The sequence below is a fragment of the Desulfovibrio inopinatus DSM 10711 genome (assembly GCF_000429305.1).
Lineage (GTDB): Bacteria > Desulfobacterota > Desulfovibrionia > Desulfovibrionales > Desulfovibrionaceae > Alteridesulfovibrio > Alteridesulfovibrio inopinatus.
This window is the reverse complement of sequence record NZ_AUBP01000025.1, coordinates 29,416-51,469: the sequence shown is the minus strand read 5'-3', so window position 1 is coordinate 51,469 and position 22,054 is coordinate 29,416. Positions and strand designations below refer to the sequence as shown.

Annotated in this window: 24 protein-coding genes; 23 read left to right on the top strand and 1 reads right to left on the bottom strand. The window is 49.3% G+C overall.

Annotated features, from left to right (window positions below; translation table 11 throughout):
- Positions 1-52: 52 nt before the first annotated feature.
- Positions 53-769, bottom strand: a complete 717-nt coding sequence (locus tag G451_RS32915) for a tetratricopeptide repeat protein (RefSeq protein ID WP_051261539.1) — start codon at positions 767-769, stop codon at positions 53-55.
- 270 nt (positions 770-1,039) lie between these two features.
- Here G451_RS32915 and G451_RS0114820 point away from each other — a divergent pair, with 270 nt between their 5' ends.
- The 23 genes from G451_RS0114820 (at position 1,040) to G451_RS0114710 (ending at position 22,013) form a co-directional block, all read left to right on the top strand.
- Positions 1,040-2,299, top strand: a complete 1,260-nt coding sequence (locus tag G451_RS0114820) for a glutamate-5-semialdehyde dehydrogenase (protein ID WP_027184870.1) — start codon at positions 1,040-1,042, stop codon at positions 2,297-2,299.
- Between the two features lie 96 nt (positions 2,300-2,395).
- A complete protein-coding gene (nadD, locus tag G451_RS0114815) occupies positions 2,396-3,112 on the top strand; it encodes a nicotinate (nicotinamide) nucleotide adenylyltransferase (RefSeq protein WP_027184869.1) in 717 nt (238 codons plus the stop codon).
- 27 nt (positions 3,113-3,139) lie between these two features.
- On the top strand, positions 3,140-4,306 hold the full coding sequence (locus tag G451_RS29660) for an alginate O-acetyltransferase AlgX-related protein (protein ID WP_051261538.1): 1,167 nt from the start codon (positions 3,140-3,142) through the stop codon (positions 4,304-4,306).
- Between the two features lie 206 nt (positions 4,307-4,512).
- Entirely contained in the window at positions 4,513-5,559 is a 1,047-nt protein-coding gene (locus tag G451_RS0114805; RefSeq protein WP_027184868.1) for a hemolysin family protein, read from the top strand.
- Between the two features lie 223 nt (positions 5,560-5,782).
- On the top strand, positions 5,783-6,199 hold the full coding sequence (locus tag G451_RS0114800; RefSeq protein ID WP_027184867.1) for a cytochrome c maturation protein CcmE: 417 nt from the start codon (positions 5,783-5,785) through the stop codon (positions 6,197-6,199).
- Positions 6,200-6,310: 111 nt separating this feature from the next.
- Positions 6,311-8,200, top strand: coding sequence for a heme lyase CcmF/NrfE family subunit (locus G451_RS0114795; RefSeq protein WP_027184866.1), 1,890 nt, complete (start codon positions 6,311-6,313; stop codon positions 8,198-8,200).
- On the top strand, positions 8,200-8,925 hold the full coding sequence (locus G451_RS0114790) for an ABC transporter ATP-binding protein (protein ID WP_084448596.1): 726 nt from the start codon (positions 8,200-8,202) through the stop codon (positions 8,923-8,925). Before G451_RS0114795 ends, G451_RS0114790 begins: the two co-directional genes overlap by 1 nt.
- Complete coding sequence (locus tag G451_RS0114785) at positions 8,919-9,596, top strand: heme exporter protein CcmB (protein ID WP_027184864.1); 678 nt, start codon at positions 8,919-8,921, stop codon at positions 9,594-9,596. The genes G451_RS0114790 and G451_RS0114785 overlap by 7 nt, the downstream gene beginning before the upstream one ends.
- 131 nt (positions 9,597-9,727) lie before the next feature.
- Positions 9,728-10,393 (top strand): cytochrome c biogenesis protein CcsA, encoded by a 666-nt coding sequence (ccsA, locus tag G451_RS0114780; RefSeq protein WP_027184863.1) that lies wholly within the window; start codon positions 9,728-9,730, stop codon positions 10,391-10,393.
- A 39-nt stretch (positions 10,394-10,432) separates the two neighbouring features.
- On the top strand, positions 10,433-10,570 hold the full coding sequence (locus G451_RS33695; RefSeq protein ID WP_084448595.1) for a CcmD family protein: 138 nt from the start codon (positions 10,433-10,435) through the stop codon (positions 10,568-10,570).
- On the top strand, positions 10,563-11,159 hold the full coding sequence (locus G451_RS29655) for a tetratricopeptide repeat protein (RefSeq protein WP_051261537.1): 597 nt from the start codon (positions 10,563-10,565) through the stop codon (positions 11,157-11,159). The genes G451_RS33695 and G451_RS29655 overlap by 8 nt, the downstream gene beginning before the upstream one ends.
- A gap of 176 nt (positions 11,160-11,335) precedes the next feature.
- Positions 11,336-12,511, top strand: coding sequence for an ABC transporter substrate-binding protein (locus tag G451_RS0114765; protein WP_027184862.1), 1,176 nt, complete (start codon positions 11,336-11,338; stop codon positions 12,509-12,511).
- Positions 12,512-12,629: 118 nt separating this feature from the next.
- Positions 12,630-13,517 carry a branched-chain amino acid ABC transporter permease gene (locus tag G451_RS0114760; protein ID WP_027184861.1) on the top strand — a complete coding sequence of 296 codons (888 nt, stop codon included), beginning with the start codon at positions 12,630-12,632 and terminating at the stop codon, positions 13,515-13,517.
- Between the two features lie 44 nt (positions 13,518-13,561).
- Positions 13,562-14,608: a branched-chain amino acid ABC transporter permease gene (locus G451_RS0114755; protein WP_027184860.1), complete on the top strand. Its 1,047-nt coding sequence runs from the start codon at positions 13,562-13,564 to the stop codon at positions 14,606-14,608.
- A gap of 1 nt (position 14,609) precedes the next feature.
- Positions 14,610-15,395, top strand: coding sequence for an ABC transporter ATP-binding protein (locus G451_RS0114750; protein ID WP_027184859.1), 786 nt, complete (start codon positions 14,610-14,612; stop codon positions 15,393-15,395).
- Positions 15,388-16,098 carry an ABC transporter ATP-binding protein gene (locus tag G451_RS0114745; RefSeq protein WP_027184858.1) on the top strand — a complete coding sequence of 237 codons (711 nt, stop codon included), beginning with the start codon at positions 15,388-15,390 and terminating at the stop codon, positions 16,096-16,098. Before G451_RS0114750 ends, G451_RS0114745 begins: the two co-directional genes overlap by 8 nt.
- A 235-nt stretch (positions 16,099-16,333) precedes the next feature.
- Complete coding sequence (guaB, locus tag G451_RS0114740; protein ID WP_027184857.1) at positions 16,334-17,797, top strand: IMP dehydrogenase; 1,464 nt, start codon at positions 16,334-16,336, stop codon at positions 17,795-17,797.
- Between the two features lie 18 nt (positions 17,798-17,815).
- Positions 17,816-19,366 (top strand): glutamine-hydrolyzing GMP synthase, encoded by a 1,551-nt coding sequence (gene guaA, locus G451_RS0114735; RefSeq protein WP_027184856.1) that lies wholly within the window; start codon positions 17,816-17,818, stop codon positions 19,364-19,366.
- 37 nt (positions 19,367-19,403) lie between these two features.
- A complete protein-coding gene (gene tatB, locus G451_RS0114730; RefSeq protein ID WP_027184855.1) occupies positions 19,404-19,775 on the top strand; it encodes a Sec-independent protein translocase protein TatB in 372 nt (123 codons plus the stop codon).
- A gap of 3 nt (positions 19,776-19,778) precedes the next feature.
- Entirely contained in the window at positions 19,779-20,393 is a 615-nt protein-coding gene (hisB, locus tag G451_RS0114725) for an imidazoleglycerol-phosphate dehydratase HisB (RefSeq protein ID WP_027184854.1), read from the top strand.
- Entirely contained in the window at positions 20,390-21,055 is a 666-nt protein-coding gene (locus G451_RS29650) for a hypothetical protein (RefSeq protein WP_034642419.1), read from the top strand. Before hisB ends, G451_RS29650 begins: the two co-directional genes overlap by 4 nt.
- Entirely contained in the window at positions 21,052-21,783 is a 732-nt protein-coding gene (hisA, locus tag G451_RS0114715; protein ID WP_027184853.1) for a 1-(5-phosphoribosyl)-5-[(5-phosphoribosylamino)methylideneamino]imidazole-4-carboxamide isomerase, read from the top strand. The genes G451_RS29650 and hisA overlap by 4 nt, the downstream gene beginning before the upstream one ends.
- A gap of 23 nt (positions 21,784-21,806) precedes the next feature.
- Complete coding sequence (locus G451_RS0114710) at positions 21,807-22,013, top strand: heavy-metal-associated domain-containing protein (RefSeq protein WP_027184852.1); 207 nt, start codon at positions 21,807-21,809, stop codon at positions 22,011-22,013.
- Positions 22,014-22,054: the final 41 nt, after the last annotated feature.

The window sequence follows — 22,054 nt, the reverse complement described above, 5'->3', positions numbered from 1 at the left end:
GCAAAAGGGGGATTATTGTCAATTGCCGAAAAGAGCTGGAAGCAGCACGCTTCTACGATGAAGCGGCTTCTTTCGCATTGTCGGGTGTCTCTGTCCGGCTTTTCAATTGCTCAATCTTGAAGTCGATAAACTCCATCAACGGCATGTTGGCGATGGTCTTCATCTTTTCATAACTGGCCAATGCCATCTCATAATTTCCAGCCTGCTCGGCAACCGTGGCCAAGCGCGACGCCACGACCGGTTCCATGGCCTTCGGGGCACTTTTTTGCAGTGCCTCAAGGACTGTTACAGCTTCGGAAAATTGTTTTTGATGGGCCATCGCATCGGCTTCACCCAGAAGGGCAAGCGGTTTGATGTCGCTGTCGGCCACACTTGCCAGGTTTTTCCAAGCAGCTTGGGCCGCGGCAAAATCTCCTGAATCTTGAGCAGCTTTAGCGGTTTCGAGATATATAGATGGTTTGACTGAATCCGGGGCAGTTTTCGCAAAGTCATTCAGAGCGGTGATCAGGTCGCTTCCCGATTTGTCCGTTAAAATGGTCTGAAGATCCTGGTTGGCTTGAGTGGCAACCGAATCGACATGGTTAAGATAAATACTACGACCGATGACAACGGCGAGAAGCAAAGTAATACCAAAGGCTAGCTGTTTCCAATTTCTTCCGAGCGCCGTCAACAGCGGGTGAAGTTCTTCATGCGTTTCTTCGGCAACAGCGTTCAAAAAACCACCATCAGTATGTGACGCGGGCCCAGATGTGGGCTTTTTAGTGGACATATGTGAATTCTCCATTAAAGTTCATAGTGTATTCAGCAAATGAAAGAACCGTAGTAGATAATGGAAAAACCAGATATTTGTCAAAACAGATAGGGGCCAGAAGTTCAAGGTTTTCGAATGCACCCGTTGACTTTTTGGGAAACCGCAGAGTAGTTTTTCCCAGTGTCGACCGGCTGTTGCCGGTTTTCCCTTATCAACAAAACGTGCCGGACGGCGTGACGAATTTCGATTTTCGCTACGCCGGTATGATACCATAGGGAGTTCTGTCGTATGGATATTGAAACGCAAATGCTTGACTTGGCCAAGCGGGCGAAACGAGCTGGGGCCGTGTTGGCGGGGGCTGGTGGCCAACAAAAAGCCAAAGCCATTTCCGACTTGGCTGTACTACTTGAAAAAAATAAAAAAGCTATTTTCGAAGCCAATGCTAAGGATTTAGACGCTGCAGCCCAAAATGGACTCGATGCTCCGAAAATGGACCGGCTGCGCATTGACCAAAAAGTTCTTGATTCTATGATAATGGCATGCGGAGAAGTCGCGGCTATTTCCGATCCTGTGGGAGAGATGGAATCCATGTGGCAACGCCCCAATGGGCTCATGGTCGGCCGTATGCGCATTCCGCTCGGCGTTATTGCCATGATTTACGAATCACGGCCCAACGTCACCGTGGATTCGGCGATTCTTTGCCTTCTCGCAGGAAATGCCGTCATTTTGCGCGGGGGGAAAGAAGCCATCCATTCCAACTCATGTCTAGCCGATATTCTCTCGACGGCTCTTGAACAAAATGGCTTGCCGAGAGATGCCGTTCAACTCGTCAAAACAACAGACCGAGCTGCCGTGACGGCACTGTTGAAGTTGGACGACTATATTGACGTCATTATTCCTCGTGGTGGGGAAGGGCTCATCCGGGCTGTTGTCGAACAGGCGCGTATGCCCGTCTTGAAGCACTACAAGGGCGTTTGCCATATTTATGTGGATGCCGAATGTAATCTGGATGAAGTCGTCGAGGTGGTTCATAACGCCAAAGTTCAGCGTCCGGGCGTTTGTAATGCCTTGGAATGTTTGTTGGTTCATAAAGACGCGGCCCAAACCGTTCTCCCTGAGATCGGTTCCCGTCTTGGGAAAGACGGCGTCAGTTTTCGTGCCTGTGCCGCATCGTTGCCCCTGCTTGGCGATACAGCTCAAGCGGCAACGGATGCCGATTATGGATACGAATTTCATGACCTCATTTTAGCGGTCAAAGTCGTCGACGATATGGACGCAGCTCGTGCTCATATTGCTGAATACGGTTCGAATCATACCGATGTCATTTTGACAACGAATTATGAACGCGCCATGGAATTTATTCGCCTCGTCGATACATCGATGGCCGGAGTCAATTGCTCAACACGCTTTAATGACGGTGGACAGCTCGGGCTGGGTGCGGAAATCGGTATTAGTACATCGAAACTGCATTCGTATGGTGTTATGGGCGTTAAAGAGCTTACAAGCGCTAAATTCGTTGTGTTTGGCAAAGGTCAAATCCGGTCCTGAGTTACTAAGGAACCGAACCTTTTTTATCTTTTTGGGAGAGCACTTCCCTTGGTGTGGGAAGTGCTCTTCATTACCCCAGGCATTGGATATTCTTTAATGGATCGGCACACTTTTCGACTCGGCGTGTATGGAGGAAGTTTCAACCCCATTCACATTGCCCATTTGCGTTTAGTCTTGGAAGCGCAGGAGGCGCTCGGTCTTCACCGGGTCGATCTTGTGCCGTCTGCCAGACCACCTCACAAGTCAGAAAAAGGAATTTTGCCGTTTGCCGTGCGCCGCGAACTTGTGCACTTGGCAGTGGCCGATCTTCCCGGGGTGTTTGTTAACGATATCGAGGAAAGCAGACCGGGGCCTTCCTACACCATAGATACTTTGGCGCAGTATCAACGCGAGAATCCAGGCAAGCAGATTTATTATCTTATGGGAACCTGGGACTTGTTGAGTCTTCCAACATGGCACCGCGGTCTGGAATTATGGACGGTTGCCAATCTTGTCGTCATAGAACGCGGGAACAAAGGAAGAGCGGATGTCGAAGCATTCCTGGACACACATCGTCAACAATTTGCACTTCTTGAGCAAAAAAACGATGACTGCTGGTCGCTGTCACCCGATCGAACTCTGCACTACGTACGTATGCCACGACTTGACATCAGCGCCACGCTTGTTAGAGAGCGCTTCCTTTCAGGAAAAAGTATCACGTTTTTTGTGCCCGAAGCGGTCGAGCATGGGCTTGAGCGTATGCGGGGAATGATTTCCGAGATATGGAACGTTCCCACTCGACACGAAGAAAATGACACCTGCCTCTCGATTTGAAGCGGCATTGCGAAAACGAGGTTGTCCTTGATTTCATCCAATACTCGGCTGCGTTTTGTTACGGCTCTTGTTTCGAGCCTGATATTTCTTGTCCTCATTTCTTTGCCTCTCGCAGCAAAGTTGACCGGACTCGCTTCAACGGTGGAAGTTTCTGAAATCGGTGGCAAGACGCTTCCGGAATTTACTTTGCATCCGGTTGGGTTCGGTCGATATTTTGATGTATTGCGTTCTGGGTATCTCGAAACGCATTATCCCTTTCGCAGCATTTTGATCAGTTGGTATAATTACGCAACAACCCGCTTTATTGCTTCATCCTCCGTTTTTTCAGCGTCCGTTATCACTGGTAAAGATGGTTGGATGTATTTAGCAAAAGATGGTTCGCGTGATGTTCTTATGGAGCATCGGTCAGCGACACCTTTGACGGAACCTGAACTCCAAGCACTGCGCGACGATTACCAAGCTCGCGCCGATTGGCTCGCACAACGTGGAAAGCATTATATGCTTGTTGTGGCGCCGTCGAAAGAAACAATCTATCCCGAGTATTTACCGGAAATATTCAAACAGGTTGGCAAAACGTCTCGGCTTGATCAGGCCCTTGATTATCTGAAGGCACATTCCACGCTGGATGTTGTTGATTTGCGGCCTGTGCTGCTGGATGCCAAGAAAAAAACGCAGATTTTCTATGCGACGGACAGTCATTGGAATGTCCGTGGCGCTTTTGTCGGGTATCGCATGATGATGGAGGAGATCCGTAAGATCATCCCGTCAACGCCGGTACTTTCGAGGAAGGATTTCAACGAAGATTCCTTTGATGAAGTTCCCGGTGATTTGTCATTCATGCTGGGGCTGCAGGATTACGTCAAAGAAACGCGCTATTACTATCTTTCCAAAAAGCCAGCCAAAGCGCGTCCTGTGACACTGACGGACCAGAACGTCGAATTTTTTCAACCCCCGTTATGCTCTGTCATTGAGGATTCTAAGTTGCCGCGTGGCATATTTTTTCACGATTCTTTTTTTTGGGAACTGCTGCCTTTTGTGGCAGAGAGCTTCAGTGAAGGCGTGTACGTGTGGATGAAACCTCCACATGACGGGGCGCCACGTTTTTTTGACAAAGCGTTAATCACTGAAGTGAATCCTGATATCGTGGTGGATGAAATCACGGAACGTTTTTTTCTCCCCAGAGTGGCACAGTAATCGTTCACGGTATGCAGGCCGGTCCATCACTGTTTGGGAGAACAACCAGGACAGACCTCCGAAACCTCTTGCATCAGGGCGTTTCATCCCGTATCCTGACAATGCTTATCTGATCTGTTTGCAAGACCAATTTGTCAAACAACCTGTATCCAGAGAGTCGTTATCAGTATATTGGCAACCACTTTCATGTTCTTGATATACCTCCTATGATTGAACTCGTCGTGGCGGTGACTTTCGCTGTATTGGCGTCGGCGTTTTGCTCCGTCAGTGAGGCCGCCCTCTATTCCATCCCGTGGAGCTGGATTGAAACTCTTCGCAAGAGTGGAAAAAAGTCCGGTGAAGACTTGTACCGTTTGCGTTCGCAGGTCGAGCGCCCCATTACAGCTATTTTAACGCTCAACACCTTTGCCAACATCGCCGGTGCATCCTTGGCCGGAGCTGCGGCCGTGGAAGTGATGGGCGAACAATACCTGTGGATATTTACACTGGGATTTACCGCGCTTATCTTGGTTTTTGGAGAAATAATCCCGAAAACCGTTGGCGTCGTGTATAATCGAAATATTGCTGGAGTCATGGGACCGCCATTGCGCGTCCTTGTTTTCATTATGGCGCCGATTATTTGGGTTGGTGGCTTGCTTGTGAAGATTGTTGATTCTGGCAAAAAAGGGCCGCAGTCCACGGAAGAAGATATTTTTGCGTTAGCCTCGCTTACCAGGAAAGCCGGGGTCATCAAACCGTATGAAGAACTTTCCATCAAAAATATTCTCACGCTGGATAAAAAAGTTGTACGCGACATCATGACGCCGCGTACTGTCGTGTTTTCGCTCCCTGCGGATATGACCGTCGCCCAAGCCCGGGAATACAAATCCTATTGGCCACATAGCCGTATTCCCGTGTATGAGAATGATGATGCCGAAGATGTTGTTGGTATTGTCTATCGACGCCAGGTTCTTGAAGCTTTAGCCAATGATCAAGACGATGTCATGATTGGCGATCTCATGAAACCCGTTCAATTTGCGTTGGAAACAATGACGTTGGATAGGTTACTGATAAAGTTTCTCGAATCACGAATGCATCTCTTTGTTGTCCTCGATGAGTACGGCGGTGTGGGTGGTGTTGTCAGCCTTGAAGATGTCCTTGAAGAAATCTTGGGCAAAGAAATCGTTGATGAAACTGACCAGGTCGCCGATATGCGAGAACTTGCACGAATCCAAAGAGAAAGCCTACTCAATCAGGGTGGGAACATCGATTAAACACATCGTCTGTCTCGAAGTAAACATCACGAAAAAAAAGTTGCCTCTTTCGTGGAGCCGCACCGATGATTACAGAATGAAAAACACATTTTTCAGGGAAGTTCATCTGTGGAGGCTTGCCCGGGGGGATAAGGTGAGGTATGATGAGGGTTGATTCCTCGTTAGGAATTAATCCTAGTGGTGTGGTTGCGGTCACACCGAAACGAGAAGTATTGAGGTAACAATGGCCGGCAAAAAAAATTCGAGTGTATACCTTGTCGCAGCAATCCTGTTTCTGGGAGGGCTGGGCTATCTTATTTTTACGGGGCTTGGCGAAAATAGCGTCTATTTTCTCAATGTCTCGGAGGCATTGGCTCTCGAACCAGGAAAGCTCAATCAAGCTCGTCTCTTTGGAACTGTTTCCCCTGATCGCATCGAATCTGCCGAAGGCAACCTTGGTGTGACGTTTTCTCTGGCTGATAAAGTCGATGCAGGAAAATCTATTCGAGTTGAATATGCTGGTGTTGTTCCCGATACGTTTAAACCCGGCGTCGAAGTGATTGTTGAAGGTGCATACAAGCCGACTGCAGGTATATTCAATGCCAGTACGCTCATGACGAAGTGTCCGTCCAAGTACAAAAAGCAAGAAAATCAGGGCTGATTCCCTTCATTGACAATGTCGGTTTTTCCCGATTAGACACCTCGATTGGCCCGGTTCCAATGTGCCCGGTAAAGCGGGCTTTTTGTTTTTTTGCACAAGGAAGGAGTGCGAATGCGACTTGTTGCTTATTGGTCCTTGCTGGCTGCCCTCGTCATGGCCTTGTTTCTCGCCGGAACCGCGGCATATCAGACATATCGAAAACAAAAAGACGGAGTGCTTCTGCTTGAGCGTGGACAAACGCTTATTTGCCTTCTGTTTTCGCTGAGTTCCGGAGTGTTGTTTTATGCACTGTGGAGCCAAGATTTCTCCTATAAATACGTTGCAGATTATACCGATTCGCTTCTGCCAATGTTTTATACAATAACGGCGTTTTGGGCAGGGCAGGCCGGTTCTATCCTCTTTTGGGGATGGATGACATCGCTGTGCGGGCTTATTTTTTCTCTGACACCGGCCTATGAAACCATGTCAGATAGTACAAAACGATTGTTTTGGTTGTTTTATTTGAGTGTCCTTGCGTTCTTCTTGCTCGTGTTGACGGGACCGAACAATCCGTTCATCGGCCTGTCCCCAGCTCCGGCTGATGGCAAAGGACTCAATCCTCTTTTGCAGAATCCCGGAATGATCTTTCATCCACCGCTGTTGTTTTTGGGATATGCCGGATTTTGTGTACCGGCCTGTCTTGGGTTGGCTGCTTGGATGACGGATGAAACAGGATGGCTCGACCGGAGTCGAAATTTCACCATCATTTCATGGGTCTTCCTGACCGCCGGTATTATTCTTGGTGGTTGGTGGTCATATATGGAGTTGGGGTGGGGTGGCTACTGGGCCTGGGACCCGGTTGAAAATGCTTCCCTTATTCCGTGGCTTGTCGGAACCGCCTTCATCCACACAGCCATTGTCGGACGTCGGTTCAAAATTTTTGGCAAGACCAATGTCTTTTTGGCCATGCTGACCCTCGTCCTGTGTTTCTTTGGAACATATCTTGTGCGAAGCGGTGTTATCGATTCGTTACATGCTTTTGGCGATGGAGGCGTAGGCTTACCACTGCTGCTGTTTGTTCTCTACACCGTGTTTGTGACGGCAATCGTGTTGTTTGTCGTGGTGCCACATGTCGATTTTCATAACAGACCGTTAAGTGGCATGCTCACGTTGTCCGGAACCGTAACCGTACTCGTCTGGCTCATGATTGCACTTGGGCTGGTGGTATTCCTTGGGACAATGTGGCCAGTTTTGTCCAAGCCGTTCACACAAAGTCCAGTTGGCCTTGACGCTGGTTTCTACAACCGTGTTTGTCCTCCTCTGTTTGCTGTGGTCATGCTTCTTGTGGCTATCTGTCCGTGGTTGCCTGTTACGGAGAAACCGGTGTCCATGAAAAGCATGGGATTGCTTGTGGCGGGTTTGGTGCTGGCGGCCGTGGGATCGGCTGTTTTGGGTATCACACTCCCTGTCTCAGTCATTTGTATTGCTTCTGCGTTGGTTTGTTTGGCCGGTATTCTTATTCTCTTTATTACGAAGCCGGCAGCACGCAGGCATTCCGGTGCGCTTGGGGCATATCTGGTTCATGCTGGTTTGGCCTTCGTCGTCATTGGTATTGCCGTCTCCGGTCCATACCAATTGAACCGTGAAGCGATCCTCAAGCCTGACCAGTCGTTTGAAGAAGGTGGCTATCGTTTTACTTACAAGGCTGTGACGCAATCGAAAACGCCAGCCATGGCCATTGCCGAGGCGGAAATTCTCGTCGAAAAAGCGGGAAAGCGGGTCGGCGTTCTCCATCCACAGCGTCGTGTCTACCATAATTTCAATCAGCCTTTTGCCGAAGTCTCGGTTATTCCGTCCCTTGGCGATGAAGTGTATGCGACATTACTCGCATTTACCGAATCCGGTTCGGCGAGTATCAAAGTAAGCATCAATCCGCTTGTCAATTGGATTTGGATTGGCGGCACTTTAATGTGCTTGGCTGGACTTGTTGCGCTTCGTCGGTATCGCGTGAGGCGTTCCTAATGGCTGCACCCCGTCCGACAACGGAGGCGCACCGTGTTGCCACACCGGATGAAAACATTGCTCCACTTTTGCGTGTTCGTTCCATGAGCAAGTTTTTTGGTGAACGGCTTATTCTCAAAAATATTCATGTCGATGTGGTTCCTCAGTCCATTACATTATTAGCCGGGGCGAATGGAGCAGGGAAAACCACATTATTACGTATTATGGCTGGGCTCATTCCGCCTTCAACGGGAAGCGTGCAATCTGATCTTCTCCCGGGGGATCTTGCGTACCTTGGGCATAAGACGTTCGTGTATCGGGATTTGAGTGCGAGACACAATCTCGTATTCTGGCTGCGCCTGCATGGACGAGAGGTCGATGCTGATGAAGTGGATGCCGCTTTGAAGCAAGTCGGCCTTTTCGATTACGCCGATGAATACGCACGAGTCTTTTCACGGGGTATGATGCAGAAGTTGAGTTTGGCGCGAGTCTATATGCTCAAACCGAGACTGCTCTTCCTCGATGAACCCGACACTGGCCTGGATGTTGCTTCACGCCAGGCGCTTTTGTGGGAAATGGAAATCCTGCGCGATGCAGGGACAGCGATTGTCTTTGTCAGTCACCATGTTGATACTGATATTGCTGTTGCCGACACGGCTTTGGCGCTCTCCAATAAATCGATTGTGTATCACGGCCCGGCCGCATCGTATGATGCGGCGGCAGTCCTGGATATGGCATCATGTTAGGTGCTACTCTCCATATCGCGTCAAAAGACCTCCGGTTGTCGTTTCATGGCATGCGTGGAGTCCTGCAATCGGTTCTTCTTGGTCTTTTGCTCATCTTTTTATTTAGCTTATCACGCAATCCGGGGGATGTGATGCCCGCGGTGAGTGCGTCTGCCGTATTCTGGCTCTCAACCGTGTTTGCTCAGGTTCTGGTCTTCAATACATTGTATGGATATGAAGAACAGTCCGGAGCACGTATCGGCCTTGTACTTTCACCGGCCCCCGTTCAGGCGGTTTGGTTGGGAAAAGCTCTTGCTGGTGGTATTTTACTTGTTGCCTGTCAATGTGTTTTCGCTTTGGCGACTGTGGTGTTTCTCGGACAACCCATCGATGGACCGTTGTGGCTGTTTGGTGTCGCGGGAGTGCTCGTTGATGTGGCTGTATGCGCGTTGGGATCACTTTTGGGAGCGCTGTCTGCCGGTAATTCAACTCGTGAATCGCTGATGACCGTCATTTTGTTTCCATTGCTTATCCCGGCATTACTGGCTGGAATTCGTTTGTTCGAAGCTGGACTGGCCGGAGTTGGCGTCGTCGATGTTTCAAGCTGGATCGGCATGGCTACCGCCTTCGATGCCGTGTTTTCTGCAGCCGCACTGGTTCTTTTTCCGTATGTGTACACCGGAGAAGAGTGACATGTGCGGACCAGCTTGTTCAACATATTGGATGATGCAAGCACAACCAAGCGTGATGGAGATGCGTTTCGGAAGACACCCCCGTATGGGATGCCTTTGGTTCAACTGTTCAGCATCAAAGGGATAATCGCATGCCGTTTTTACCACTCCTTGCCGGAGCTGTTATGGCTGTCGGCCAATATTTCATCTGGATGTATGCTCCGGTAGAAGAGACTATGGGCATTGTTCAAAAGATTTTTTATATGCATATGCCCATGGCTTGGTGGTCTCTTGTCAGCTTTTTTGTTGTCTTTGTGGCCAGCATTCTGTTTTTGGCGAAGAAAACGCCGTTTTGGGACCATTTGGCAGGAGCATCCGCAGAAATCGGAGTGGTATTGAGTAGCCTTGCGTTGATCACAGGGTCACTGTGGGCCAGACCGATTTGGAATGTCTGGTGGACCTGGGATCCACGATTAACCACGACGCTTATTATGTGGTTCGTGTATGTTGCGTATTTGCTTGTCCGTTCAGCTGATGTTGGTGGAGAGCGGCGTGGAACTATTTCTGCCGTTCTCGGCATTGTCGCATTTCTTGATGTTCCGCTTGTCTTTCTCTCGGCGCGATACTGGCGCAGCATTCATCCCGCTGTTTTAGGAAGTAAAAGTGGAGGGATGGAGCCGGAAATGTGGACAACGTTGATTGTTTGCCTGATTGGCTGGGGGCTCTTATGGTCGGTTTTTCTGATCATTCGCACGAAATTGAGCCTGAATGAGGCCAAAGTGGGGCGCTTGGCTTTGAAGCGATTCGATAGTGCGTAGCCATATAACGACACGACGAAAAGCGACAAGGAGGATTATATGACCAATGAAACCTACCTGTTAGCGGCGAATATTGTTGTCTGGCTTGGAGTCGGACTCTATGCGGCGGTGTTGATGCAAAAAGGCCGACAACTTGAAAAGCGCATTCGGCGCATGGAGACGTTGCAGGATGACTGAGACGACAGACGTATCCTCTTCCGGCGTCAACTTTGTATTGATCCTGGTAGTATTAGGGCTCGTTGCCATGTTTGCCGGGTCGTTTACGTATAGATTGAGCCATCCCGACCTGACCATTGCACTTCGTTCCAATGGAGCCGGAGGACAGGGAGGAATGGGACAGGCCGGTGGAATGTCCGATCTTGTTGTGTTGATGGGCAAACTCCAGGAAGATCCGAACGATGTTGAAGCCATGCTTACGATTGCTGGGCGTTTTGTGGGGATGGGCGCATTCGACAGAGCCAAGACGTTCATGGACAAGGCCGCCACACTGCGTCCTGACGATGCCGATGTACTCAATGTCCTTGGCGTCTATGCATTTCGCATGAAGGATAATGAGACGGCGAAATCTCGATTTGAACACATGCAAGAACTCGCGCCACAAGATTACAGGGCATATTATAACCTGGGTATCTTGTACGAATACGGTTTCAATGATCGTGCGAAGGCTCAAGAGTTTTTTGAGAAAGCGTTGACAATGGATGGCATTCCCAAAGACACGGCCGACCGTATAACGCAAGAATTGCAAAAGACATCTCCCAATTCTTGAAATGAATTGCATTTTTGTAGAGAATAGGGAATTGTTCAACTTATTTTTTCAAAATTGTGGAAACGCCTGAATAATCCCATAATTGACACTGGGGAAGGTGTTTCCTCATTTGCAATCGGCACAAGGCGGCCCTCTCTATGGGCATTCACCGTTTTGTTTAACAGGAGACCACGAAAATGAGCGTAAGAAATTCCAAATTCGTGAAACTGGCTGTTCTGGCATGCGCCATGGTCACATTTTCTGTTGTTGGCCTGGGGTCTGCCCACGCTGAGGATGTTATCAAGATCGCCGTCCCGTCCCCATTTACTGGCGCTGAGGCCGGGTATGGTGACAATATTAAAGCCGGCGTGGCGATGAAAGTTGAAGAGGTCAATAAAGCCGGTGGGGTGAACGGCAAACAAATTGAAGCCGTTTACCTTGATGAACAGTGCGACCCGAAAGAAGCGGCCACTGTTTCCACCAAGATCGCCAACGATAAAGATTTGGCTGTTATTGTCGGCCACCTGTGCTCGTCGGCTCACTTGGCCGCGCTGCCCACGTATGTGCGTATCGGTGTTCCCGCCATTTCGCCGACGGCAACCAACGTCTCCATCAGCGACAAAAATAAAGATAAAAAAGGCCGCGTTTGGTCTTTCCGTAACGTCTACCGCGATGATTTTCAGGGTGGTTTTCTTGCTGAGTATATAGCCAAAGTACTTGGTCTCAAGAAAGTGGCCGTTTTCTACGAAAATAATGACTACGGTATCGGCCTCAAGACGGCCTTCGTGAATAAAGCCAAAGAAATTGGTCTCGATGTTGTTGGCGAAGAAGCCTATATGAAAGGTGCACAAGATTTCACTCCGCAGTTGACCAAACTGAAATCCATGGACCCACAGGCGTTGTTTATCGCTGGATATTACGCTGAAGGCGCACTTATCGCCGACCAGGCGAAAAAAATGGGACTCAATGTGCCCAAGTTTGGTGCTGAGGGTCTGGATAACGTCGACTACATCAAGCTTGCCGGTGATGCCGCCGAAGACACGTACATGACCACACCGTTCCTGGCTGAAACGGCTAGCGATAAGGGCAAAGCCTTCATTGAAGCGTTTAAAGCTCGTTACGATCGTGATGTCGACTACATGAGCGCCAACGCGTATGATGCTGCTGGTATCGTGATTGAAGCCATCAGCGAGGTTGGACCCGATCGGGCCAAAATTCGCGAATACCTGGCCGCTATGGATTCTCCGGAAAAAGCCTATGACGGCGTAACCGGTGTGACCTATTTCGACGCCAAAGGCGACAGCCAAAAACCGGCGTTTGTTAAGATGGTTAAAGGTGGCGCCTTTGTCCCTGCTGAAAAGCAAATGAAGTAGTTGCAGGCCAAGCTAAAAAAAACACGAGAAACAGGCTGGATTTTTCCAGCCTGTTTCATTATGTGGCCCCAACACCCTTTTTTTATCCTGAACAGACCAGCGGAGCTGGAGGCTTGCTTTGCTTGAACAACAACTCGTAAATGGATTGACGTTGGGCCTCATTTACGCCCTTATCGCTGTGGGATATACCATGGTGTATGGCGTCATCGAGCTGATTAACTTCGCCCATGGTGAAATTTACATGCTCGGTGCTTTTTTTTGTATGACCTTTATTACGATGTTCGGATTGCCCTTGTTTCCGGCAATCCTGCTGTCTATGGTCTGTTGTCTCGCCCTCGGCATCCTTATTGATATCGTCGCCTATCGTCCGTTACGGAAAGCACCACGGCTAGCCGCGCTTATTACGGCTATAGGCATGTCCATTTTTTTACAAAACCTGGCCATGGTGATCTGGGGAAGTCGTCCGACTCCTTTCCCTCGGTCTGCCGTACCTGCCATTTTCAGCGAAACCGCTTTTCAATTTTCAAATGTGAACATTAGCTGGATGCAGGTTTTTATCTATGTCGTGGCCATTTCCCTCATGATTGGCCTGTATCTTATTATTTCCAAAACCCGCATCGGAACGGCAATGCGTGCTCTGGCTCAAAATCAAGTGAGTGCGTCGCTTATGGGGATCAACGTGAATCGTGTCATTTCGTTCACGTTTGCTTTGGGCTCCTCCATGGGAGCGGTTGCCGGAGTGCTTGTCGCCATGTTTTATAACAGCATGTATCCAACCATGGGGTATACGGCTGGTGTCAAAGCATTTGCCGCGGCTGTTCTCGGGGGCATCGGCTCCGTACCGGGGGCGATGTTCGGCGGCATTGTTCTTGGGATCGCAGAGACACTCGGTGCCGGGTATATTTCTTCTCCATATCGCGATGGCGTGGCATACGCCGTGATGATCCTGGTCATCTTGTTTCGGCCGTCCGGTATTCTCGGTAAAGCCGTGGTGGATAAGGCCTAGCAAGGCATTTTTTTGCAACGAAACAACCCGGGATAAGAATTCTCATGAGCGAATCATTCAAATATCTCAAGTATATCATTCTGGCGGCCTTGCTGGCGTATCCGCTCATGCCGTTTAGTGACGTCTATGTCCTGCATGTCATGGTCCTGTGTATGATCTACATGGTACTGGCCATGGGGCTCAATATCGTCCCTGGCTTCTGTGGTCTGCTCGACCTGGGGTATGTTGGCTTCTATGGTATCGGCGCCTATACAGCCGGACTTCTGACCTTAAACTACGGTGTATCGTTCTGGGTTATCGTCCCCTTGGCAGCACTTAATGGCGCATTGTGGGGGGTATTACTCGGTGCTCCGACGCTGCGTCTCACCGGAGACTATTTTGCCATTGTGACGTTTGGCTTTTCCGAGTTGGTGGTCTTGTTTCTCACCAATGAGATTTGGTTGACCCGTGGTCCGCTGGGATTGCCCGGCATTGATCCCGTGGGTATCGACCTGACATTTATCGGGCAATATATTAACCCGGACTGGACTTGGTATTACGATTTTTACGGAGAAGAGCCATATTTCTATTTGGGCATTCTCATGGTCGCACTGGTCTATGTTGTCATGTTGCGTATGGAAGATTCTCGTCTTGGTCGGGCATGGTTCGCCATTCGCGAAGATCCACTGGCCGCGGCAAGCTCCGGTGTTAATATCCTGCTGTATAAAGTTATCGCCTTTGCGGTGTCAGCAGGGATTGGCGCCATTGCCGGTGCATTTTTCGCACGATGGACCATGTTCTTGTCGCCGGATATGTTCAAGTTCTGGGAATCATTTCTTGTCTTGTGTATGGTTGTTCTGGGTGGGCTTGGCAACATTAATGGTTCACTTATCGGTGCTGTCATTCTTATTTCTCTTGGAGAGGTCTTGCGTGTCGTGCTGCCAAAATTCGGTTTGCCAACAGAAACGCGGTTTTTGGCGTATGGTCTCATCATGATTCTTATTATGCGTTTCAGACCGAACGGTTTTTTCCCAAAAATTGCCACGAGCACGCTTCGCAACCAACACATTATCAATCTCAAAGCAAAACTGCGCGCAAGGGGAGTAAATTAAGATGGACTATCTCCTTCGCATAGATGGGCTCAGCAAACGCTTTGGCGGACTTATGGCCCTGAGCGATATATCGTTTGATGTCGTGCAAAATCGTATATCCGGTCTTATCGGCCCAAACGGAGCCGGCAAAACCACGATGTTCAATTGTATCGCCGGGATTTATAAGCCAAGTGAAGGACAAGTCCGTTGGGCCAACAATGGACGTGAAGTCGTCACCAATGGCTTTAAGCCTGAAAGAATGACCGCTTTGGGTGTCGCACGTACATTTCAAAATATTCGTCTTTTTTCTTCGCTCACAGTGCTCGATAATGTACGAATCGGCCGTCACTGCCGCACGAAGTCCAATTTCTTTGGTGCAGTTTTTCGCACCCAAAATCAGAAACGAGAAGAAGGGGAAATTATCGACGCCGCAATGGAGAGCCTTGATTTTGTCGGTCTTGGCAATAAAGCGCTGCATCAGTCGTCGAGCCTTTCCTATGGAGATCAACGTCGTCTTGAAATTGCTCGGGCGTTGGCAACCGATCCAAAGTTGTTGTTGCTTGATGAACCGGCTGCCGGCATGAATCCTCAAGAAACACAGTCGCTGGTCAATCTTGTTCATGCAATTATGGACAAAGGCGTGACCGTTGTTCTCATTGAACATGATATGAAGCTCGTTATGACACTATGTGAACATCTTGTTGTTTTGGACCATGGGACGAAAATCGCCGAAGGCGGTCCTACTGAAATCAGGGAGAACCCCCAGGTCATTGAAGCTTATCTCGGCAGGGGAGCCGCCAATGCTTGAAATCAATGCCATTGAAACGTACTACGGAAACATCCGAGCATTATCCGGTGTAAGCTTGCGTATCAACAAAGGTGAGATCGTGTGTCTCATCGGAGCCAATGGAGCAGGAAAGAGTACAACACTGATGAGTATCAGTGGCGTTACCCCTCCTAAAACAGGTTCTATTACGTTTAATGGCGAAGCCATTCAGTCGTGTTCCACAGAACGCATTGTTTCTATGGGGATTACACAGGTTCCCGAAGGACGAATGATTTTTCCGGTATTGACTGTCCGTGAAAATTTGATGATGGGCGCCTACTTACGAAAGGACAAAGAGGGTATAAAATCGGATGAAGAACGTATATACGGACTTTTCCCGGTTTTGGCCGAACGTCGCCGCCAGCATGGCGGAACGTTGTCCGGTGGTGAGCAACAAATGTTGGCTATTGGACGCGCGTTGATGGCGCGACCGTCATTGCTGTTGCTCGATGAGCCGTCATTGGGGTTGGCTCCTATTGTTGTTGAGAATATTTTTGAAATCATACAGCAGATCAACAAAGAAGGCGTGACAGTCATGCTTGTTGAGCAAAATGCCCAAATGGCATTACAGATTTCAAATAGAGGATACGTCCTCGAAACCGGTCATGTCGCTCTGGAAGGGCCCGCTGCCAATCTCTTGGAAGACCCCAAAGTGCGCTCCGCCTATCTTGGTGAAGACTCATAGCACTCCAGTGCGAGCCAATATCATTTGTAAGTGAATGTGACATAATGTACTCCGCTTGCAAGAAAAATGACGATGCTTTTTAGGACACGGCGATTGAATTAGTATATCGTCGACAAATTCACATGGAACAAAGCAGATTCGACCTCCTGAGCAACCAATGCTGGTTGTTTTCGGCACCGGATAAGCTGTTTTCCTTGAATGACCCAACAAACGTCAGCTCTTGAAGAAGGACGCCATGAAGAAAGTATATGGAGAAGGTCTCACTTTTGACGATGTTCTCCTGCGTCCGGCATATTCCGAAGTGACGCCGGACCTGGTTGACGTCAGCACTTGGCTGACCTCGAAAATTCGACTCAACATCCCGCTCTTGAGCGCGGCCATGGACACCGTTACGGAGTCTCAGATGGCTATTTCTATGGCCAGAACGGGAGGCGTCGGTGTTATCCACAAAAATTTGAGCATTGAGCGTCAACGGCTGGAAGTCGAAAAGGTCAAAAAGTCCGAAAGCGGTATGATCATTTCTCCGGTGACCGTGGAACCGGAAATGACTGTAGAGGATGCCCTCAAAGTCATGTCTGAATACCGTATCTCTGGCTTGCCGGTCGTGAAAAATGATCAGCTCGTCGGCATTGTCACCAACCGCGATGTCCGTTTTGTCAAGGATAGCGTGACGAAAGTCAGCGATGTCATGACCAAAGATCGACTCGTCACGGTTCCTGTGGGGACGACCCTTGATGAAGCCAAGCATCATCTCCACCAAAACCGTATCGAGAAGTTGTTGGTTGTTGATAGCAATAACAAATTGCGCGGCTTGATCACCATTAAAGACATTGAAAAAATTCGCAAATATCCCAATGCCTGCAAGGATGATCTTGGTCGACTTCGTGTCGGGGCAGCCATTGGTGTTGGCGGTGATCGTGATGAGCGTGCGCAGGCTCTTCTTGATTCTGGAGCTGATTTTCTTGTCCTCGACTCGGCGCATGGCCATTCAAAGAATATTCTTGAAGGTATTCAGGCGCTCAAGTCGATGTTTCCGAATAGTCAGATCGTGGCCGGAAATATCGGAACCTATGAAGGCGCTGAGGCTCTTGTGAAGGCTGGAGCCGACGCGGTGAAGGTCGGTATTGGACCTGGCTCTATTTGTACCACCCGTGTGGTTGCCGGGGCCGGTGTTCCGCAAATCACAGCTATTATGGAAGCGGTGAAAGCCTGCCGCGACACCGATGTGAAGGTTATTGCCGACGGTGGCATCAAGTTTTCCGGCGATGTCGTGAAAGCCATGGCTTCGGGTGCCGATTCCGTAATGATGGGTAGCCTGTTCGCCGGTACGGAGGAAAGCCCGGGAGAAACGATTCTCTATCAGGGACGGACATACAAAATCTATCGCGGTATGGGCTCTATTGATGCCATGCGTGAAGGTTCTTCCGACCGATATTTTCAGGACAAACAGAAAACCGACAAGCTTGTCCCCGAAGGGATCGTTGGTCGTGTTCCCTTCAAAGGGAAGGTCACCGACAGCATTTATCAGCTTATCGGTGGATTGCGTTCCGGTATGGGATATGTTGGAGCAAAGGACATCACGGCGTTACAAGAAGATAGTCAATTTATCCGCATCTCTTTGGCAGGACTCAAGGAAAGCCATGTCCATGATGTTATCATCACCAAGGAAGCGCCCAACTACCGCATTGATAACTATTAAGCCGGGAAAGGTCGTTTTATGATTACACCTGACAAAGTCATTATTCTCGACTTCGGTTCTCAGTATACGCAGCTTATCGCTCGTCGTATTCGTGAAACCGGTGTATATTCGGAAATTTTGCCCTGCACAGCTTCTTTAGAAGAAATCAAACAGTCTGGAGCAAAAGCCATCATCCTTTCGGGCGGACCTTCGAGTGTCACTGAGTCAGGCTCTCCGCGGCTTGACCCGGAACTGCTTGAACTCGGATTGCCTCTTTTGGGTATTTGCTACGGTATGCAGTTGATTGCCCATAATTTGTCAGGAGGGCGGGTCTCCGCTGCTCGTGACAGAGAATATGGTCGCGCTGAATTCGAGATTCTGGAAAAAAGTCTCCTCTTTGACGGTATTGATCCTAGCCGCACGCACACGGTCTGGATGTCGCATGGTGACAAAGTCATGTTACCTCCTGAAGGATTTACCGTCATTGGCCGAACAAAGAATGTCGACGTTGCGGCGATAGCAGATAGCTCTCGAAATATTTATGCTTTGCAATTCCATCCGGAAGTCGCTCATACAGAAGACGGTGGCGTGATTTTGCATAACTTCCTCTTCAAAATTGCGAACCTCAACGCCAACTGGAACATGTCTTCATTCGTAGGAAGCGAAATTGAAGCCATGAAGAAAAAGATCGGGGACAGCCATGTTGTCTGCGCCCTGTCCGGCGGTGTGGATTCCACCGTGGTCGCCGTCATGCTGCACAAAGCCATTGGCAAACGATGCCATTGTATCTTTGTGGACAATGGCTTGTTGCGCGCCAATGAAGGTGAAGAGGTTGTCGAATATTTACGTGAGCATTTCGATCTCAACCTTCGCTTTGTGAAAGCACGCGATCTTTTTCTGGGTCGTCTTGATGGTGTCGAGGATCCCGAAGAGAAGCGAAAGATCATCGGTCACACATTCATTGAAGTTTTCGAAAAAGAAGCGTCGGCTATTGAAGGCGTTGATTATCTCGCGCAAGGCACGCTGTATCCCGATGTCATCGAAAGCATTTCGTTCCGCGGACCATCGGCAATCATCAAAAGCCACCACAACGTCGGTGGGTTACCTGATGTCATGAAGCTGCAACTTGTTGAACCGTTACGTGAACTTTTCAAAGACGAAGTCCGGAAGGTCGCTTTGGAACTGGGCTTGCCTGATTTTGTTATTTGGCGGCATCCGTTCCCTGGTCCGGGATTGGCAATTCGTATCATTGGTGAAATCACCGAAGAACGTCTGGAAATTCTGCGGCGAGCTGATAAAATCGTTCAAAGCGAGCTTCATGCAACGGATTGGTACCGCAAGGTTTGGCAAGGATTTGCCGTGTTGCTGCCGCTCAAGACGGTCGGTGTTATGGGAGACGACAGAACCTACGAACACGTCATTGCTTTACGCATCGTTGACAGTCTCGATGCCATGACGGCTGATTGGTCGCGCGTTCCTTCCGAAATTCTGGCCAATATATCCAATCGAATCATCAACGAGGTAAAAGGCGTCAACCGTGTCGTTTACGACATTTCGTCCAAGCCCCCAAGCACGATTGAATGGGAATAGGACTTTCCTGACGCACGTTTTCTAAGCGGGGACACGTATGTTCAATATCGGTTCCACCGAGCTTATGGTGATTATTGTTGTGGCGCTCATTTTCATCGGTCCATCGAAATTGCCCGAACTTATGCGAACTTTTGGGAAGGGGATGGCCGAGTTTCGACGCATGAGTTCCGACGTTAAACATACATTTGAAGCCGAGGTCGAACGGGCTGAACAGAAAAAACGCCAGGAAGAGGCGAAAAAGGAATTATTTCCGGAAGACGATGAAAAGGCCGCTGTGAACACGACGGCGGCCGAGTCGGAAATGAATTCCGTGGATGCCAAAACCGAAGCGGAAAAGCAGAGCGTTGAAGCATCTGCAGAAAACAAAACTCCCGAGACGCCGATCTCCGAGACAGCAACAAAGGCGTAAGATATGACAGAGCATCAGGGCGACACGTCTGTACGGTCTGCCGTGGTGGAGCGCAAGACGGCGGAGACCGATATTCGTCTTGAACTCACACTTGACGGTACAGGGAAAACCGATGTTAAGACTGGCTTCGGTTTTGCCGATCATATGCTGACTTTGCTCGGGTACTGGGCCGAGTTCGATCTTGTCATTGCATGCAATGGCGATATGTATATTGATGCCCACCATTCCATTGAAGATGTCGGTTTGTGCCTGGGAGAGGCGTTTGCCCGTGCTCTTGGAAACAAAGCAGGCATTGAACGCGTGGCCGATGCCCGCGTTCCTATGGATGAGGCTTTAACATCGGTTGTTTTGGATCTTTCCGGTCGTCCTTATGTGGTCTATCAGGGAGATGATGTCTTGCCACCTGTCATTGCAGGAGAGGAAAAGGACCTCTGGCGTGAGTTTTTCAAGTCCTTTGCCTACAAAGGCGGGTTCAATCTGCACATTCATTTGGAATATGGCCAAAACGGTCATCATATGCTCGAAGCGGCCTTCAAGGCATTGGGCCTGGCCCTTCGTCGTGCCATTTCGCGGCGACGGCGGGGTGTTCCCAGCACCAAAGGGAGTCTGGACACATGAAATCGCACCATCGCGGAGTTGTCTGGTCAATCGTTGTCGTATGTCTCATTTTCGGAATTGTTGGTTGTAAACGCCGTCAGCAAAATTCTCCGACTGAAAATGAATCCGCCGTATCGCAATTTACGTTTGGGGTAGCTCCCTTTACCGTGGCGACTTCCAATGAAGATCTTTTGGCCGGCACCATGCCGAGTCAGATTTTCCCCGTGGATCCCAAGTTGTTACCGCAACTTGATGACGCTATGCAGACCCGTATGGCAGCCACGAAGAAACATACGATTTCAGAGCTGACCATGGTGAAATGCCTTGCGGCAACACCGGCACCTACGACCCGACTCAAACAGGCTCTTCGTGACTACTATGCGCATGTGGGGCAATGTGCCTCCGTGGACTATGTCATTGTGCCACAGATTCTTTCAGCCCGAGAGCGGGTCGGTTCACCGATAGGAGCGTCTGTACCGGCATACATCGCACTGAATATGTATGTCGTGGATGTGAACACTGGTGACCTCGTCAAATATGTCCATTTTGAAGAAGAACAACAGGCCCTGGCGGATGATATTTTGAAAGCAGGGGCTTTTTTTGAACGCGGCGGAAAATGGCTGACCGCTTCGGAATTAGCTTCGTTTGGCATCCAAAAGGGATTAAAGGAGCTTGGCCTGTGATTTTGTTTCCCGCTGTCGACATTAAAGACGGACAATGCGTTCGGCTTAAGCAAGGGCTCGCCGACCAAGTGACTGTATTCTCCAAAGACCCTGGATCGATGGCTGAACATTGGCAATCACTTGGTGCTCAATATCTGCATATTGTCGATTTGGACGGGGCATTTAGCGGCAAGCCCAAGAACTTTGATCTTATCAAAGCCATTTGTGAAAAATTGAGCATCCCGGTTCAGCTGGGCGGAGGGATTCGCGATATCGATACGGCAAAAGCCTATATTGATGCCGGGGTGACTCGTCTGCTGATTGGAACGATGGCACTGGAAGATGAAGAGAGCTTTGGCCGTTTGGCGGAAGCGCTTCCCGGTAAAGTCGGGGTTTCATTAGATGCCGTAGACGGAAAGCTCAAAACCAAAGGCTGGGTTGCCGATTCCGGTTTGACCGTTGACGATGTCGTCCCCAGACTTGTTCGTCAGGGATCGGCCTTTTTTGTTTACACAGATATTTCACGCGATGGTATGCAATCCGGCGTTAATATTGCCGCCATGGAGCATCTGCTTTCATTGACCGACAAGCCTGTGTTGGCTGCCGGCGGCGTGGCTGTGCTTGATGACCTTAAAAATTTGTACCCGTTGTTTGCAAAAGGTCTGGAAGGGGTTATAACAGGACGAGCTATTTATGAAGGCACCCTTGATTTCGAGGAAGCCGTAACTTGGCTTGCCGAACGAGCTTAAATCCAGACTGAAGGAGTTGGAGAATGAAGACGGTTGCAGTTAAAGGTATGTCGTGTGAACATTGTGTAAAATCGGTTACTGAGGCGCTTTCCAAAATTGACGGACTCAAAAATGTTTCGGTCAATCTTGAATTGGGCCAAGCGAGCTACGAAGAAGAAAAGCCAGTGGCTGATGATGTTATCAAACTGGCTATTAGTGATATCGGATTTGTACCGGGAAAAATCGACTAAATTTTTAGCGTGATTCTTCTCGCTTACTTCAGGGCGAAAGC